The sequence below is a fragment of the Microbacterium testaceum genome (assembly GCF_003075375.1).
GTDB classification, from domain to species: domain Bacteria; phylum Actinomycetota; class Actinomycetes; order Actinomycetales; family Microbacteriaceae; genus Microbacterium; species Microbacterium testaceum_E.
This window is the reverse complement of sequence record NZ_QDFT01000002.1, coordinates 89,147-104,089: the sequence shown is the minus strand read 5'-3', so window position 1 is coordinate 104,089 and position 14,943 is coordinate 89,147. Positions and strand designations below refer to the sequence as shown.

At 72.3% G+C, this 14,943-nt stretch carries 16 protein-coding genes; 8 read left to right on the top strand and 8 right to left on the bottom strand.

Going from position 1 to position 14,943, the window contains the following annotated elements; translation table 11 throughout:
- Positions 1-32: 32 nt before the first annotated feature.
- Positions 33-653 (bottom strand): response regulator, encoded by a 621-nt coding sequence (locus DC432_RS01275; RefSeq protein WP_116536344.1) that lies wholly within the window; start codon positions 651-653, stop codon positions 33-35.
- Positions 650-1,813 carry a sensor histidine kinase gene (locus tag DC432_RS01270; RefSeq protein WP_116536343.1) on the bottom strand — a complete coding sequence of 388 codons (1,164 nt, stop codon included), beginning with the start codon at positions 1,811-1,813 and terminating at the stop codon, positions 650-652. The genes DC432_RS01275 and DC432_RS01270 overlap by 4 nt, the downstream gene beginning before the upstream one ends.
- Positions 1,814-1,959: 146 nt before the next feature.
- Between DC432_RS01270 and DC432_RS01265 the strand changes: the two genes are divergently transcribed.
- Complete coding sequence (locus tag DC432_RS01265; protein ID WP_116536342.1) at positions 1,960-3,021, top strand: FtsX-like permease family protein; 1,062 nt, start codon at positions 1,960-1,962, stop codon at positions 3,019-3,021.
- The gene (locus tag DC432_RS01260; protein WP_116536341.1) at positions 3,018-3,713 is read left to right on the top strand and encodes an ABC transporter ATP-binding protein; all 696 of its coding nucleotides are present in this window, start codon (positions 3,018-3,020) and stop codon (positions 3,711-3,713) included. The genes DC432_RS01265 and DC432_RS01260 overlap by 4 nt, the downstream gene beginning before the upstream one ends.
- Here the strand turns inward: DC432_RS01260 and DC432_RS01255 are convergent.
- Positions 3,694-4,056 (bottom strand): hypothetical protein, encoded by a 363-nt coding sequence (locus DC432_RS01255; protein ID WP_243392975.1) that lies wholly within the window; start codon positions 4,054-4,056, stop codon positions 3,694-3,696. The genes DC432_RS01260 and DC432_RS01255 overlap by 20 nt on opposite strands.
- Before the next feature lie 230 nt (positions 4,057-4,286).
- On the opposite strand from DC432_RS01255, the gene DC432_RS01250 reads away from it, so the two are divergent.
- Both DC432_RS01250 and DC432_RS01245 read left to right on the top strand, forming a co-directional pair.
- Positions 4,287-4,568: a metal-sensitive transcriptional regulator gene (locus DC432_RS01250; protein WP_116536340.1), complete on the top strand. Its 282-nt coding sequence runs from the start codon at positions 4,287-4,289 to the stop codon at positions 4,566-4,568.
- Positions 4,569-4,577: 9 nt separating this feature from the next.
- Positions 4,578-4,919, top strand: coding sequence for a heavy-metal-associated domain-containing protein (locus tag DC432_RS01245; RefSeq protein WP_116536339.1), 342 nt, complete (start codon positions 4,578-4,580; stop codon positions 4,917-4,919).
- A 156-nt stretch (positions 4,920-5,075) separates the two neighbouring features.
- Here the strand turns inward: DC432_RS01245 and DC432_RS01240 are convergent, their stop codons facing one another.
- The 5 genes from DC432_RS01240 to DC432_RS01220 form a co-directional block, all read right to left on the bottom strand.
- Positions 5,076-5,714, bottom strand: coding sequence for a hypothetical protein (locus DC432_RS01240; protein ID WP_116536338.1), 639 nt, complete (start codon positions 5,712-5,714; stop codon positions 5,076-5,078).
- Positions 5,708-6,694, bottom strand: a complete 987-nt coding sequence (locus DC432_RS01235; RefSeq protein ID WP_116536337.1) for an aldo/keto reductase — start codon at positions 6,692-6,694, stop codon at positions 5,708-5,710. Before DC432_RS01235 ends, DC432_RS01240 begins: the two co-directional genes overlap by 7 nt.
- 112 nt (positions 6,695-6,806) lie before the next feature.
- Positions 6,807-7,721, bottom strand: a complete 915-nt coding sequence (locus tag DC432_RS01230; protein ID WP_116536336.1) for a LysR family transcriptional regulator — start codon at positions 7,719-7,721, stop codon at positions 6,807-6,809.
- A 122-nt stretch (positions 7,722-7,843) separates the two neighbouring features.
- Positions 7,844-8,116, bottom strand: a complete 273-nt coding sequence (locus tag DC432_RS16295) for a hypothetical protein (protein ID WP_108318662.1) — start codon at positions 8,114-8,116, stop codon at positions 7,844-7,846.
- Positions 8,117-8,226: 110 nt separating this feature from the next.
- On the bottom strand, positions 8,227-8,772 hold the full coding sequence (locus DC432_RS01220; protein ID WP_116536335.1) for a PadR family transcriptional regulator: 546 nt from the start codon (positions 8,770-8,772) through the stop codon (positions 8,227-8,229).
- A gap of 156 nt (positions 8,773-8,928) precedes the next feature.
- Between DC432_RS01220 and DC432_RS01215 the strand changes: the two genes are divergently transcribed.
- Genes DC432_RS01215 through cydC form a run of 4 tightly spaced genes read left to right on the top strand, consistent with a single transcriptional unit; the run spans position 8,929 to position 14,808 of the window.
- Positions 8,929-10,368 carry a cytochrome ubiquinol oxidase subunit I gene (locus DC432_RS01215; protein ID WP_116536334.1) on the top strand — a complete coding sequence of 480 codons (1,440 nt, stop codon included), beginning with the start codon at positions 8,929-8,931 and terminating at the stop codon, positions 10,366-10,368.
- A 9-nt stretch (positions 10,369-10,377) separates the two neighbouring features.
- The gene (gene cydB, locus DC432_RS01210; protein ID WP_116536333.1) at positions 10,378-11,409 is read left to right on the top strand and encodes a cytochrome d ubiquinol oxidase subunit II; all 1,032 of its coding nucleotides are present in this window, start codon (positions 10,378-10,380) and stop codon (positions 11,407-11,409) included.
- Between the two features lie 10 nt (positions 11,410-11,419).
- The gene (cydD, locus tag DC432_RS01205) at positions 11,420-13,129 is read left to right on the top strand and encodes a thiol reductant ABC exporter subunit CydD (RefSeq protein WP_116536332.1); all 1,710 of its coding nucleotides are present in this window, start codon (positions 11,420-11,422) and stop codon (positions 13,127-13,129) included.
- On the top strand, positions 13,126-14,808 hold the full coding sequence (cydC, locus tag DC432_RS01200; protein WP_116536331.1) for a thiol reductant ABC exporter subunit CydC: 1,683 nt from the start codon (positions 13,126-13,128) through the stop codon (positions 14,806-14,808). The genes cydD and cydC overlap by 4 nt, the downstream gene beginning before the upstream one ends.
- The last annotated feature ends 135 nt before the right edge of the window (positions 14,809-14,943 follow it).

The window sequence follows — 14,943 nt, the reverse complement described above, 5'->3', positions numbered from 1 at the left end:
GGCTCCTCGGCGCAAGAGCGCCGTCGACCGGATCAGCGCAGGATGCCGAGACCCCGTGCGCTCGCGACGGCGGCGGTGCGCGAGGTCACCCCGAGCTTCGAGAACACGTGCGCGAGGTGCGACTTCACCGTGGCGTCGGTGATGTGCAGACGGGCCGCGACCTCGGCGTTGGACGCCCCGCGCGACACGAGCTGGAGCACCTCGATCTCGCGCGCCGAGAGCGTGACGCGCGGTTCGCGCAGTCGGGCGAGCAGGCGCCCCGCGATGGCCGGGGCCAGGGCGCTCTGCCCCGCCGCCGCCGCGCGGACGCCCGCGAGCAGCTCGTCGGGCGGCGCGTCTTTGAGCAGGTACCCGCTGGCTCCCGCTTCGACGGCTCCCAGGATGTCGCCGTCGGTGTCGTAGTTCGTCAGCACGAGGACGTAGGGCGGCGCCGCGAGCGCGCGCACGCGACGCGTCGCCTCGGTTCCCGATGCGCGGTCGCCGAACTGCAGGTCCATGAGCACCAGCTCGGGCGCGTGGGTCTCGGCCAGGGCGACGGCCTCGTCGGGGGTCGCCGCCTCGCCCACCACGACGATGTCGTCCTCGGCGTCGAGCAGCGCCCGCACCCCCGCGCGCACGACGGGGTGGTCGTCGGCGATCACCACCCGGATCACGACGGCCCCACCGGCAGGGTCACCGAGACGACCGTCCCCCGTCCCGGGGCGCTGACGACGTCGAGCCGGCCGTCGAGCTGGTCCACCCGCTCGCGCATCGCGCGCAGACCGAAGGAATCCGTCGGGGATGCCGAGCCCTCGAGGTCCGCCGGGTCGAAGCCCACGCCGTCGTCGGCGATCCGCAGCCGCACCGTCCGCTCGTTCCGGGTCAGACGGATGCCGACCCGGTCCGCGCGCGCGTGCTGCGCGACGTTCGCGAGCGCCCCCTGCGCGATGCGCAGCAGCGCCGTCTGCGCGTCCATCGGCAGGACCACGTCATCGTCGATCACGACGTCGACGTCCATGCCCTCGCTCGTGGCGCGCTCGGCGGCGAGCCGGGTGAGGGCGGAGCCCAGTCCGCTGTCCAGGCTCGGCGGGGCGAGCTCGCGGATGAACCGGCGCGTCTCGGCGAGACCGTCCGCCGCCGTCCGGCGCGCGAGCCGCACGTAGTCGAGGCCGGGGCCGTCGGCATCCGCCCGCTCCGCCGCGTGCAGCAGCATCTGGATGCTGGACAGTCCCTGCGCGACGGTGTCGTGGATCTCGCGCGCGAGGCGCGACCGCTCGGCCAGGACGCCCTGCTCGCGCTCGGCCGCGGCCAGGCGGTCGCGCGTGGCGATCAGCTCGGCCATGAGGGCCTCGCGCTCGGCCGCGCGGCGCTCGAGGGCCGAGTAGCCCAGACCGATGAGCAGGGCCACGCCGGCGCCCACGATGGGTCCTACGACTCCCCCGACGGTCAGCCCGCCGTGCACCGCGAAGGCGACGATCGTCACCGCGGTGGTCGCGACGACGGCGAGCGGGCCCGCGACCCGGGGAAGCACGTGCAGGTACAGGAAGAACAGGGGGAAGACGAGATACGCCGCCTCGGGCACCAGCCACACCAGCGATGCCCACAAAAGGGTCAGCACGGCGACCCACGCCACGGCGAGCACCCGGCTCCGCCGTCGGGCGACGGCGATCCCGCACAGGTAGACGAGCCCCAGCACCCCGCTGAGGGCGAGCGCGACCGGCGAACCGTCGGTGAGCAGGACGCGCACGACGACCAGCGCCAGCAGCCCGCCGAACAGGACGTGCAGGCCCAGGCGCAGGCCCGCGAAGACGGGGGCGAGGGTGCGGTGCGGCATGTCGCCCTCCACAGTACGGATGCCACGGCGCCACCGGATCATCCGAAAGGTGGAGACCGAGTTCGTCCCTTGCCCCGATGCCCCGGCGCAGGCTCGCGACGACGCTGGAGGAGTGCCGGTGAGATCCGCCGGCGGAAGGAGGCGACGTGTACGTCGCATGGCGCGATCTGCGGTTCGCCCGCGGGCGATTCGCCCTCATCGGGGCGGTCGTCGCCCTCATCACCCTGCTCGTCGGATTCCTCTCGGGTCTGACCGGCGGCCTCGCCGCGCAGAACGTCTCGGCCGTCCTCGCGCTCCCCGGTGACCGGCTCGTCCTGCACCCCGTGGGCGACGCCGCCGCCACGTTCGCGGACTCGGCCATCGACGACGACACGGTCGCGGCCTGGCGCACGGCGCCGGGGGTCGACGCGGTCACGGCCGTGGGCATCGTGCAGACCCGCGCCGAGGGCCCGGACGGCTCGGGCGGGGTGGCGCTGTTCGGGCTCGATCCCGGCACGACGTTCCCCGCCCCGACCCATGACGGCGACGTCGACCTGTCATCTGGCGCGGCCACGGCCCTGGGCGCGGCTGCGGGCGACGAGGTGACGATCGCCGGGCAGAGCTTCCGCGTCGCCGGGATCGCCGACGACCTGTCGTACAGCCACACACCGGTGGTGTCGATGACCTCGGCGGCGTGGAGGGCGCTCGACCAGCGGCTGGGCGGGACGGGAGCGGCGACGGTGCTCGCGGTCGACGGCACCCCGGCGTGGGACGAGATCGCCGCGGGCACGGGGACGGTGGCATCCCCTCCCTTGTCGAGCCTGACCGCCCTGCCGACGTTCCGATCCGAGATCGGCTCGCTCGCGTTGATGATCGCGATGCTCTTCGGCGTCTCGGCGCTCGTCGTCGGCGCGTTCTTCACGGTGTGGACGATGCAGCGCTCCGCGGACGTCGCCGTGCTCAAGGCGCTGGGTGCGAGCACCCCGGCGCTGGTGCGCGACGCGATCGGTCAAGCGCTCGTCGTGCTGGTCGTGGGCGTCGGCGTCGGCATCGCGCTGACCACCGCGCTCGGCGCGCTCGCGGGCAACGCCCTGCCGTTCCTCCTGAGTCCGCTGACCACCCTCGCGCCCGCCCTCGCGCTGATCGTCCTCGGCCTCGCCGGGGCCGCCGTGTCGCTGCGCATCGTCACCTCGTCCGACCCTCTCACCGCTCTGGGGAGCACCCGATGATCCTTCTCGACGACGTCACCCTGACCTACCCCGACGGGGACGCCCGCGTCACCGCCATCGACCACGTCACCCTCGAGGGTCGCCCCGGCGTCCTGACCGGCATCACCGGCCCGTCCGGCTCGGGCAAATCGAGCCTGCTAGCGGTGGCGGCGACGCTCGTGCGACCCGACTCGGGGCGGGTGGTGGTCGCCGGCACCGAGACGACCGGCCTCAGCCGCGCCGAGGCCACCCGGCTGCGCCGCGAGAGCCTCGGCATCGTCTTCCAGCAGCCGCAGCTGCTCCCCGCCCTGACGACGCGGGAGCAGTTGCGGGTCATGGCGGAGCTCGGCGGTCGGGGCGGGCGCGAGCGTCGCGCGACCGTGCGCTCCCGCGTGGACGACCTGCTGGATGCCGTGGGCCTCGCCGACATCGGCGACCGACGTCCGGCGCAGCTGTCGGGCGGCCAGCGTCAGCGCGTGGCGATCGCGCGCGCCCTCGTCCACGACCCGCGCGTGCTGCTGGTCGACGAGCCCACGAGTGCCCTGGACACCGCCCGCGGCGCCGAGATCATGGCCCTGATCGCGCGGCTGACCCGCGAGCGCGGGACCGCGACGCTGCTGGTCACGCACGACCTCGTGCACCGCGACGCTCTCGACGAGATCGTCGAGGTGGTCGACGGGCGGGCGTCGCTGCTCACCATCCGTACGCGTTGAACCACTCGCGACGCTGATCTGCTTCGGCGCGCGACTCGTCGCCCCGCCACGAGTCGTGCGCCGACAGCGCGTCGTTCTCGTCGAGCGTCACGAACGCCCAGCACACCGGGCACACCGCCCGTCCGTGCGGGAACCCGTCCGGCAGGGCGGGGGCCGGAGCCGCCGGCGTGCCCGCCCCGGCGCACGAGGGCGGGTCGGCCTGCAGATCGCTCCACAGCAGTCGTCCCCCGGTGCGATGATGCAGACCGCGGTGACCGTCCTCACGCGTGCAGATCTCGCCGTTTCTTCGGCTGAGACACAGTCTCCGGGCGGCGCCCGGCAGATGCGCCAGTGTTCGCGTCATCCTTCGATTCTCGCCGCTGCGAGCGCAACGGGGGCAGGTGCGGGATGCGCACGGGGCGGTGTGGTCCGGTGGGGAAAGGTTCGGTGGTCATCGCCGACCACCACCGGTACGACGAAAGAGCATGTCGACCTCCTGATGGTTCGACGATCCGTCATGAACCGGCCGGAGCCGAGGGGGTTGACACCTCGCGAGACGGTGCTAGGCATACCCCATGGGGGTATGCTGACGGGATGCACGGATACGAGGGCCACAAGGAGGACCTTCTCAAGCGCCTGCGCCGCGCCGAGGGACAGGTGCGCGGCATCGCCCGCATGGTCGACGACGACCAGTACTGCATCGACATCCTCACCCAGGTGTCCGCTGTGACGAAGGCTCTCGAGAACGTCGCCCTGTCGCTGCTCGACGACCACCTCTCCCACTGCGTCGCCGAAGCGGCCGCGCAGGGCGGCCCCGTCGCCGAAGAGAAGCTCAAAGAAGCCAACCAGGCCATCGCGCGCCTGGTCCGATCCTGAGGAGACCCCATGACCGAACAGCGCATCGACCTCGGCCTCACGGCATCCACCCCCCGGAGCGGGGGATGCGGCGACGCGTGCGGCTGCGGGCACGGCGGTGGCGCCGCCGCGACGACCTCGGCCGGCACGTCGTCGGCGACCACCCGAGAGCTCCGCGTCGAGGGGATGACGTGCGCCCACTGCGTGAGCGCGGTCACGCAGGAGCTCAACGCCGTCGACGGCGTCGAGGTGCTCGACGTCGACCTGCGCGAAGGAGCCGTCTCGACCGTTCGCGTGGCCACGAACCGCCCCGCGGACGACGACGCCATCGCCGCCGCCATCGACGAGGCGGGCTACACGCTCGCACCGTGATCGCACCGACCCGCTCCGCGTCGACGTGTATCCGGTGCCACCGCGCCTCTCGCGGCGAGGACGGGGTCGAGAAGAAGCGGACCTCCTCCCCGCCACGGCTGGGGGAGCCGGGGGAGGGCACCGAGACGGGGAGAAGGTCCGCGCTGGGGGAGATCGCTACAGCCGCTGCGCGAACCGCGCCATGGCCCGCGTCTCGGCGTCGGGGACGTCGCCTTCCGACAACCACTCCCCGAAGCCGGCGCGCTGCGTCCAGTCGTCGTGCAGGTCGCCGATGCGGGCGACGAACTGCGCGGCGAGCTGCGCGGACTCGTACAGGTCCTGGTCGGGGTTAAGCGCACTCGCCCCCACCACGACCCCCCGGATGCGGGCGGAGTGACCGTGGCGGAAACCGCCGTGGGCCACCAGGTGGGGATCGGTGATGTACGCCTCGCCGTAGTCGTAGCCCACGCGGCGATGTCCTCCGGCCTTCGCGGCCGCGTTCGGCAGGAAGTAGTCGCCCTCGCCGATCACGATCGCGGCCATGACCGCGTCGACGTTGTCGACCCACGGGCCCACCGTCGGATCCATCACGATCATGGCCAGGCAGTCCCGCGGGTAGACGCCGCGCGGCGCCTCCGCCGCGTCGAGCGCGTGATGCGCCCGGATGCTCTCCGCGCGGTGCGCGCCGAGCTCCCACAGCAGCTGCGCGAACGCCTCGGCGTCGAGCAGGTGTCCGTAGGGGTGGCGACGCACGACGACGCGGACGTTCAGACCGCTCGGCGACGTCGACGCCACCTCGGCACCCTGGATCACCATCGGTCGCCGATCTGCGGCGCGATGAGCTCGGCGTAGACGGCGGCGATGTCGGCCTGCACCTCGGCGGACAGCGGAGCGGCAGCGGCGGCCTCGGCGTTCGCGTGCGCTTGGGCGGCGTTGCGCGCACCGGGGATGACGCTGCTGATGCCCACCTGATCGATGACCCAGCGCAGCGCGAACTGCGCCATCGTCACCCCCTCGGGCACGAACGGGGCCAGGCGACGGACGGCCTCGAGACCCGTCGCGAAGTCGACGCCCGCGAAGGTCTCGCCGATGTCGAAGGCGCTGCCGTCCCGGTTGTAGGTGCGGTGGTCGTCGGCCGCGAAGGTCGTGTTCTCGTCGTACTTGCCCGACAGCAATCCGCTCGCGAGTGGGACGCGGGCGATCAGTCCGACCCCCGCGGCGGACGCCGCCGGCAGCACTTCGGTCAGCGGACCCTGGCGGAAGGCGTTGAAGACCAACTGGACGGTGGCCAGTCGCGGACGAGCGATGGCGGCGAGGGCCTCGGCGCGGGTCTCGACACTCACGCCGTAGGCGGCGATCCGTCCCTCGTCGACGAGGGTGTCGAGAGCGTCGAAGACCTCGTCATCGGCGTACACCGAGGTCGGCGGGCAGTGCAGCTGCACGAGGTCGAGAGTGTCGACCCGCAGGTTCTCGCGCGAGCGGTCGACCCATGCGCGGAAGTTGTCGAGGGTGTAGATGTCGGCGCGCTGCGGCATGACGCGGCGACCGATCTTGGTCGCCACCACGATGTCGTCGTAGCCGCGCGACTGCACGAACTCGCCGATGACCTTCTCGCTGGACCCGTCACCGTACGCGTCGGCCGTGTCGAACAGCCGCACTCCGCTGTCATAGGCGGCATCCAGGACGGACAGAGCGTCCTCTGTCGAGACGTCGCCCCAGTCCGCTCCGAGCTGCCAGGTTCCGAGGCCGACGACCGAGACGTCGCGTCCGAGACGGGGAATCCCGCGGTTCTCCATGAATGTGTTCCTCCGTGTTCGCGCGGCACCGCGCCGCACGTCACCCACCCTGGAGGACGGCTCGCGGCCGCGTCCAACAGGGCGGAACGAAGGCATTCATCGAGCGGATCGCTCAATCGACCGGGGTCAGCTCCTCGACCGCCTCGGGCACACCGACCGCCTGCGCGCGGAGCTGATCGCGCAGCGCGCGCGTGGCCGGGTTCGCGCCCACGCGCACGGCCACGCAGACCTCCCACACGGGCATGGGGTGCGAGATCGGCGTCGCGGCGAAATCGACCGCGCGTTTCCTGGCGATCGCCTGCGGGACGATCGCGATACCGAGGTTGACGTCGATGAGGTCGAGCAGGGTGTGCACGTCGTTGACCTCGAGGTCGGGGCGGTAGGCCAGACCCCTCTCCTCGAACGCGCGAGCGGTCAGCACCCGCGACGACGCGCCCTCTTGGAAGTCGACGAACGTCTCGTCGGCCAGGTTGTCGATGGCGACGTGTCCGCGCTGCACGAAGGGGCGCGAGCGGTGACTGAGCACGACGAGGGGTTCGCGGCCGAGCGGCGACAGTTCGATGGACGCCGGCGCAGCCTCGGTGGGCACCACGATCGCGGCATCCACTCGTCCGTTCGCGACCTGCGTCAGCAGGGGGCCCGAACCGTCGACCCGCAGGCGCATCTCGACCCGGGGGTGATGCTCGCGGAACACGGCGAGCTCGTTCGCCAGCTTGACCACGCCGGGGCACGACTCGGTGCCGACGCGGACGACACCGCCCAGTTCGCCCGAGGCGGCGTTCACCGCGGCCTTGGCGGCCCCCGCTCCCGCGAGGAGCGCCTGCGCCTCGGGCAGCAGCGCGGCCCCCGCGGGGGTCAGGGCGACATGGCGCGTACTGCGGACGAACAGGCCGACCCCGAGCTCGGACTCCAGAGCGCGGATCGAGGCGGAGAGGCCGGATTGCGACATGCGCAGGTCGAGCGCGGCGTTGCCGAAGTGCTTCTCCGAGGCGACCGCCACGAAGTGCTCCAATTGGCGTAGTTCCATGGGACGACACCTTTCGCGACCGTCGGGTTCCGGTCTCGATAGGACCCTACTGCCGCGGGGGACGATGCGGAGATGTCCGCCAGGCGCAGCGTTCAGCGAACGCGCGACGCGTCGGACGCGCCTCAGCGCGCGCGACGCACGAGCACGTCGACCGCGGAGTGGAAGGTCAGGTGCTGCGAGATCTCGACGGCGCGGTCGTAACGCGCTCCCCCGAGGGCGACGAAGACGGCGCCCACGACCTCGACGTAGCCGCAGACCTCGCCCGCGCGGGCGACCTCGTACAGGTCGGGGTCGATGCGCGTCCAGGGGATCTCGCTGATCGCCGTCGCCGGCGCCGTGGCGGAGAGGATGTCACGACGCGTAACCGGGCGACCGAGGGGCGCTTCCATGACCATGTGGGACTCCTTGGGTCGACCGGATATCCCCCACTGTGCGTCAGTGCCGCATCGGTGCCGACGGGGTTGACGCGGCGGCGGGACGGCGTTAGTCGCACGACGCGGTCGCGTCAGACGGCGGACCTCGCGGGGCGGCCCCGACGCGGGCGCTCCTCCGACAGACCGAAGGGCGAGACGTCGGCGACGATCCGCTCCACCTCGTCGAGCCAGCGCAGGTCGGCCTCGAGCCGTGCGCGGCGCGCGGCGTGCACGATCGCGAGCGAGACGGCATCCCCCTCTTCTCCCGCCGTGGACGCCAGCGCGTGCTGCACCGCCCTCCGCTGCACGGACAGGATGCCGTCGACGTCCGCGCCGGGGAGGGTCACCGCGAGCGCGATCTTGAGGGCGACCTCGTCGCGCCCCTCGGCGAGCGAGGCCGTCGAGAGCCACTCGCGGGCGGCGTCCCGACCGGCGGCCGTGGGGCGCCACAGCACGCGCGCCTCGTCGTCGACGCCCGCGCCCTCGACCAACCCGTCGCGCTCGAGACGCTCGAGGGTCGTGTAGACCTGCCCGACGTTGACGCGCGCACCCGTTCGGCGCTCGTACTCCGCGCGCAGCTGGGAGCCGTAGCACGCGCCGCGATCGAGGATCGCGAGCAGGCTCTGACGCACCGACATTCGGCCTCCGGACCGGTGTGACGAAATGACTTCCTCGGTAAGCCCCAGGGTAGACGGCGCAGGTGGTTCGACGGCGAATGATCGACCGGCGGCGGTTCGCGACCCCGGCGTACCATGTGGTCTGACCACATAATCCGGTTCGATCGGAGGCTCCCGATGGAGTGGCTCGACCCCCTCGCCCTCGCCCGCTGGCAGTTCGGGTTGACGACGCTGTACCACTTCCTCTTCGTGCCGCTGACCCTGGGCATGTCGCTGATCGTCGCCATCTTCCAGACCACCTGGTACCGCACCGGCGACGTGCGGTGGCTCCACCTCACCCGCTTCTTCGGCAAGATCTTCCTGATCAACTTCGCCATGGGCGTGGTGACCGGCATCGTGCAGGAGTTCCAGTTCGGCATGAACTGGTCCGCCTACTCCCGCTTCGTCGGAGACGTCTTCGGGGCTCCGCTGGCCTTCGAGGGGCTGCTCGCCTTCTTCCTCGAGGCGACCTTCATCGGCCTGTGGATCTTCGGCTGGGACAAGCTCCCGCGCCTCGCCCACCTCGCGAGCATCTGGATGGCCTCGATCGGCGCGACCCTCTCGGCCTACTTCATCATCGCCGCGAACGCCTTCATGCAGAACCCCGTGGGTTACCAGATGTCGGCGGACGGCAACCGCGCCGAACTCGTGGACTTCTGGGCCATGCTGACCAACCCCGTGGCGCTGGCGGCGTTCCCGCACACCATCTTCGCGGGCTGGATGTTCGCCGCGATGGTCGTCGTCGCCGTCTCGGCCTGGCACATGGCCCGCGGGCGCAACACCGACATGATGCGCAAGACCCTGCGCTTCGGCCTCTGGTCGACACTCGTGTCGTTCGTCCTCGTCGCGATCGTCGGCGACCAGCTCAGCCTGGTGATGGTCGCGACCCAGCCGATGAAGATGGCCGCCGCCGAGGCGACGTTCAACACCGTCTGCGGGCAGGACGCGTCGTTCTCGATCTTCACCCTCGGCACCCCCGACGGCACGAGCGAGCTGTTCAGCATCCGCGTGCCGTTCCTGCTCAGCATCCTGTCGACGCACTCGCTCGACGGCTGCGTCGAGGGCATCAACGACCTCAACACGCTCTACAGCCAGCAGATGTTCCCGCAGTTCGCCGACCAGGTCGACGGCAACTTCGCCCCCGTCCTGTGGGTCACCTACTGGGCCTTCCGGTGGATGATCGCCCTCGGCGGCATCGCCGCCCTGGTCAGCGTCGCGGGCCTGTGGGTCACGCGCAAGAAGGCCACCCGCCCCGTCGCGCCGTGGATGTGGCGCGTGGCGATCTGGGCCGCTCCCCTGCCCATGCTCGCCAGCCTGGTCGGGTGGGTCTTCACCGAGATGGGCCGCCAGCCCTGGATCGTCTTCGGCCTCATGCTCACCCAGGACGGCGTCTCACCCAGCGTCCCGGGCTGGAGCGTGCTGATCTCGCTGGTCGCCTTCACCCTCGTCTACCTGAGCCTCGCCATCGTCGAGTTCGGTCTGATCGTGAAGTTCGCGCAGAAGGGCCCCGACCCCCTGCCGGACCCGGATGCCGAGCACGACGACTCCATCGAGAACACCCCCACGACGGTCTACTAGGAGCTCATCATGGATCTCGCGCAACTGTGGTTCTGGATCGTCGCCTTCCTGTTCGTCGGGTACTTCGTCCTGGACGGGTTCGACTTCGGCGTCGGCATGTCCCTTCCGTTCCTCGGTAAGGACGACATCGCCCGCCGGCAGATCATCAACACCATCGGTCCCGTGTGGGATCTCAACGAGACGTGGGTGATCGTGGCGGGAGCGGCGCTGTTCGCCTCGTTCCCCGAGTGGTACGCGACCCTCTTCAGCGGGTTCTACCTGCCCCTGCTCGCGATCCTGCTCGCGCTCATCGCCCGCGGAGTGTCGTTCGAGTACCGCCACCAGCGCGACTCGCTGCGCTGGAAGCGCTCGTTCGATCGCATGATCGTCGGTGGTTCCGCGGTGCCCGCGTTCCTGTGGGGTGTGGCGTTCGCCAACATCGTGCAGGGAGTGCCCCTGGATGCCGACCACGAATACGCCGGTACGGTGCTGACGCTGCTGAACCCCTACGGCATCCTCGGGGGCCTGACGACCCTGACGCTGTTCTTCACCCACGGCGTGTACTTCGTCGCCCTGAAGACCGACGGACAGGTCCGCGCCGACGCGCGGCGTCTGGCCGCCCGCTCGGGGGCCGTGACGATCGCCCTGGCCGCGCTGTTCCTGGGCTGGACCATCGTCAACGCCGCCAACGCGCAGGCGCCCCTGCTGCTCGGCGTGGTCGCCCTGGCCGGTGTCGCCGCGCTGACCCTGATCGGGTCGTGGGTGTCCAACCTGCGCGACCGCGAGGGCACGGCCTTCGCCCTCGGTGCCGTCACGATCGTCGCGGCGGTCGCCGCGCTGTTCTTCGCCCTGTTCCCGAACGTCATGCCCTCGACCCTGGCGGGCGGCGCGAGCCTGACCATCGACAACGCCTCCAGCACCGACTACACGCTCACGATCATGAGCTGGGCGGCGCTGATCTTCCTGCCGCTGATCCTCGCGTACCAGGGGTGGACCTACTGGGTGTTCCGCAAGCGCGTGACCCGCGCGCGCATCGAGAAGGCCGCGCTCGTCGCGCACTGAGACCCGCGTCATGAAACCCGTCGACCCCCGACTGCTGCGGTACGCCACCGCCTCGCGCGGCTTCTTCGCCGTGACCGCGGCGATCGTGCTCGCGCAGACGGGCGTGATCGTCGGGTTCGCCTGGACGCTCACGACCGCGCTGGTCGGCGCGATCGAGGGCAGGCCGGTGGGCGAGCTCTGGGGATACGTGGGGGCGGCGGCATCCTTCGCCCTCCTGCGGGGTCTGCTGATCGCCGCCTCGGAGCGAGCGTCGGCGCGCGGGGCGGCCTCGGCGTCTCGACAGCTGCGCGAGGCCCTCGTGACGGCCGTCGCGCGTCTGGGCCCGCGCTGGCTTGGTGCGCGCAACGCCGCCACCCTCGCCGTCACGGCAGGGCACGGCCTCGACGCGCTGGACGCCTACTTCGGCCGCTACCTGCCACAGCTGGTGGCCACGGCCATCACCATGCCGATACTCATCGGCGCGATGACGCTCGTCGATCCACTGTCGGGCCTGACGGTGGTGCTGACGATCCCGCTCATCCCGCTGTTCATGGTGCTGATCGGCCTGGCCACCCGGGGCGTGCAGCAGAAGCAGTACGCCACGCTCGGCCGTCTCGCCGCCCGCTTCGCCGACACCGTCGACGGGCTCGGCACGCTCACGGCCTTCGGACGCCAGCACCGCGCGGCGGACTCGATCAAATCGGTCACCCGGGACTACAAGCGCGAGACGATGACGGTGCTGCGCGTGTCGTTCCTGTCGGGCTTCGCGCTGGAGTTTCTGGCATCCATCTCGGTCGCGATCATCGCGGTGACGATCGGTTTCCGGCTGCTCGCCGGCGATCTGTCGCTGCTGGTCGGACTGTTCGTGCTGCTGCTCGCGCCCGAGGCGTACCTGCCGCTGCGACAGGTGGGCGTGCAGTTCCACGCGGCGTCCGAGGGCGTGGCCGCGACGGAGCAGATCTTCGACACGCTCGACGCGGCCCGCGAGGACCGGGGGACGGATGCCGCTGCCCCCGCGCGCGGGAGAGCACTCGCGCTCGAGGGGGTCGCCGTGCGACGCGGGGCTCGTGCCCTGCCGCCGGTGTCGCTGTCGGTCGCGCCGGGCGAGGTCGTGTGGGTGACCGGACCGAGCGGAGCGGGCAAGTCGTCGCTGATCGCCGCGGTCCTGGGGTTCGCCGAGTACCACGGGACCGTGCGGCTCGACGGGGTCGCGGTCGCGCACGCGCGCGACGCCGTGGCCTGGGCCGGGCAGCGTCCGGGTCTCATCGCGGGCACGGTGGCCGAGAACGTCGCCCTGGGCGTCGCTGACGACCCCGAGCGGGTCGCCGCGGCGCTGGCCGACGCCGGCGCAGCCGTGCTGGATCCCGCGACGCCGCTCGGCGCGTCCGGCGCGGGGCTCTCGGGCGGTGAGGCCCAGCGCGTCGCCGTGGCGCGCGCCCTGTACCGCGCGCGCACGACGGGGGCGGCGATCCTCGTGCTCGACGAGCCCTCGAGCGCCCTGGATGCCACGACCGAGGCCCACCTATGGGCCACCCTGCGCCGCGAGGCCGACGCCGGCCGTGCGGTGCTGCTGGTGTCGCACCGTCGCTCGGCCCGCGCGATCGCCGACCGCGTGGTCGCGCTCGCGACCGAGGTCGCCGAGCACGTCGAGGGGACGGAGCCCAGCGGGGCCCCCGCGCCCGTCGAAACGACCGGGAACGTCGACGAGCCCCTCCCCCTCGCCCGCGGGGTGCGCTCGTGAACGCCCGGGTGCGCGGCATCCTGCGCTCCGCCCTTCCGTCGCGGCGGCGATTCGCCCCGGCCCTGCTGGCCGGGTTCGGCACGGCGGCGAGCGCGGTCGCCCTGCTCGCGGCGAGCGCCTGGCTCATCGCGCGGGCCGCCGAGCAGCCGCTGGTGATGTACCTGTCGATGGCCGTGGTCGGCGTGCGCGCCTTCGCACTGTCGCGCGGGGTGTTCCGCTACCTCGAACGCCTGAGCGGGCACGACGCCGCACTGCACCAGCTCGCGGGGGTGCGCGCCGATCTGGTCCGCGACCTCGTGCCCCTGGCGCCCGACGGTCTCGCGCGGTCGAGCCGGGGCGGCCTGCTGTCGAGCGTCGTCGACGACGTCGAGGAGCTGCAGAACCTGCCCCTGCGGGTGGTGCTGCCGCTCGTGACGGCCGCGATCACGGCGGTGGCGGCCGTGGTCTTCACGGCGCTGATCTCGTGGCCCGCCGCGCTCGTGCTGCTCGCCTGCCTGGTCGCGGCATTCGCCGCCGCCGTGGCCCTCGGGTGGGCGGCCGGTGCGCGCGCGGAGCGCTCGCTGGCGCCGCTTCGCGCCGCGGTCGCCGACGCGGTGCACGACCTGCTGACGAACCTCGACGTCCTGACCGCCTACGGAGCCCTGGATGCCGCGCGCGATCGCGTTCGCCGCGCGGATGCGGCGCTGCGCCGCGCCGTCGTCCGCCGGGGCGGCGCGCAGGGCCTGACCTCGGGGGCCGTCTCGACCCTCGCCGGCATCGCGTCTCTCGGAGCCCTGCTCGTGGCCGCCCCGGCCGTGACGGGGGGAACGCTCTCGGGACCCGGTCTGGCCGTGGTCGTGCTGCTGCCGATGGCGGTGTTCGAGGTGTTCGGCCCGGTGCCGCTCGCTCTCGCGTCGTGGCGGCAGGTGCGCTCGGCGGCGGAGCGGATCGCGGATGCCGTGCCGGCGACCGTCCCCGAGGGCCTGCCCCGCGACGAGCCGGCGGCGACCGGTCGCGCCCCGGCCCTGGGTACCGGGATCGAGCTGAGCGGGCTCGGCGCGCACTGGCCCGCCCGCGGCGCAGACGACGACGACGCGGGGCGCCTTCACGACGTGTCGCTGCGCGTCGGCCCCGGCGAGCGGGTGCTCGTCAGCGGACCCAGCGGCGCCGGCAAGACGACGTTGGCGCACGTGCTCGCCCGCTTCCTGGACTACGACGGTTCGTTCCGCGTCGGCGGGGTCGAGGCGCGCGAGCTCTCGGGCGACGACCTGCGCCGCACGGTCGGACTGATCGAGCAGTCCCCGTACCTGTTCGACGAGTCGGTGCGGCAGAACCTGCTCTTCGCGCGCGACACCGCCACCGACGCCGACCTCTGGGGCGTCCTCTCCCGGGTGGGCCTGAGCGACTGGGCGCGCGAACGCGGAGGACTCGACGCGCGCGTGGGCGATCGCGGCGGACTCGTCTCGGGCGGACAGGCGCAGCGTCTGGCCCTCGCCCGCGCGCTGCTGCGCGGTTTTCCGGTGCTGGTGCTCGACGAACCGACCGCGGGCGTGGACCCCGCGGCATCCGATGCCCTTCTGCACGACCTGCTCGGCGCGGTCGAGGACGATCAGGCGGTGGTGCTCGTGTCGCACGTCGACGTCCCCCCGGGCCTGGTCGACCGCGAGGTGCGGATGGAGGGCGGGCGCGTCGTCGCGTGATCGCCCGGGCCCGCCGGGCGCGCGGCTGCTGATCGACCGCCCACCGAATCGCCCGCGGTCGACACCATCGCGCCGGCGAGCCCGCACGACGCCGTCGGTCGATCGAGCGTCCACGACACCCGGACGGTTTCGCGA

What these genes read in the sequence shown, in the direction of transcription:
- DC432_RS01245 (WP_116536339.1), top strand. Translation starts at nt 4,578, where the DNA reads ATGACCGAACAGCGCATCGACCTCGGCCTCACGGCATCCACCCCCCGG.
- cydB (WP_116536333.1), top strand. Translation starts at nt 10,378, where the DNA reads ATGGATCTCGCGCAACTGTGGTTCTGGATCGTCGCCTTCCTGTTCGTC.
- DC432_RS01260 (WP_116536341.1), top strand. Translation starts at nt 3,018, where the DNA reads ATGATCCTTCTCGACGACGTCACCCTGACCTACCCCGACGGGGACGCC.
- DC432_RS01220 (WP_116536335.1), bottom strand. Translation starts at nt 8,772, where the DNA reads ATGTCGGTGCGTCAGAGCCTGCTCGCGATCCTCGATCGCGGCGCGTGC.
- DC432_RS01230 (WP_116536336.1), bottom strand. Translation starts at nt 7,721, where the DNA reads ATGGAACTACGCCAATTGGAGCACTTCGTGGCGGTCGCCTCGGAGAAG.
- DC432_RS01255 (WP_243392975.1), bottom strand. Translation starts at nt 4,056, where the DNA reads ATGACGCGAACACTGGCGCATCTGCCGGGCGCCGCCCGGAGACTGTGT.
- DC432_RS01270 (WP_116536343.1), bottom strand. Translation starts at nt 1,813, where the DNA reads ATGCCGCACCGCACCCTCGCCCCCGTCTTCGCGGGCCTGCGCCTGGGC.
- cydD (WP_116536332.1), top strand. Translation starts at nt 11,420, where the DNA reads ATGAAACCCGTCGACCCCCGACTGCTGCGGTACGCCACCGCCTCGCGC.
- DC432_RS01240 (WP_116536338.1), bottom strand. Translation starts at nt 5,714, where the DNA reads ATGGTGATCCAGGGTGCCGAGGTGGCGTCGACGTCGCCGAGCGGTCTG.
- DC432_RS01215 (WP_116536334.1), top strand. Translation starts at nt 8,929, where the DNA reads ATGGAGTGGCTCGACCCCCTCGCCCTCGCCCGCTGGCAGTTCGGGTTG.
- DC432_RS16295 (WP_108318662.1), bottom strand. Translation starts at nt 8,116, where the DNA reads ATGGTCATGGAAGCGCCCCTCGGTCGCCCGGTTACGCGTCGTGACATC.
- DC432_RS01250 (WP_116536340.1), top strand. Translation starts at nt 4,287, where the DNA reads ATGCACGGATACGAGGGCCACAAGGAGGACCTTCTCAAGCGCCTGCGC.
- DC432_RS01235 (WP_116536337.1), bottom strand. Translation starts at nt 6,694, where the DNA reads ATGGAGAACCGCGGGATTCCCCGTCTCGGACGCGACGTCTCGGTCGTC.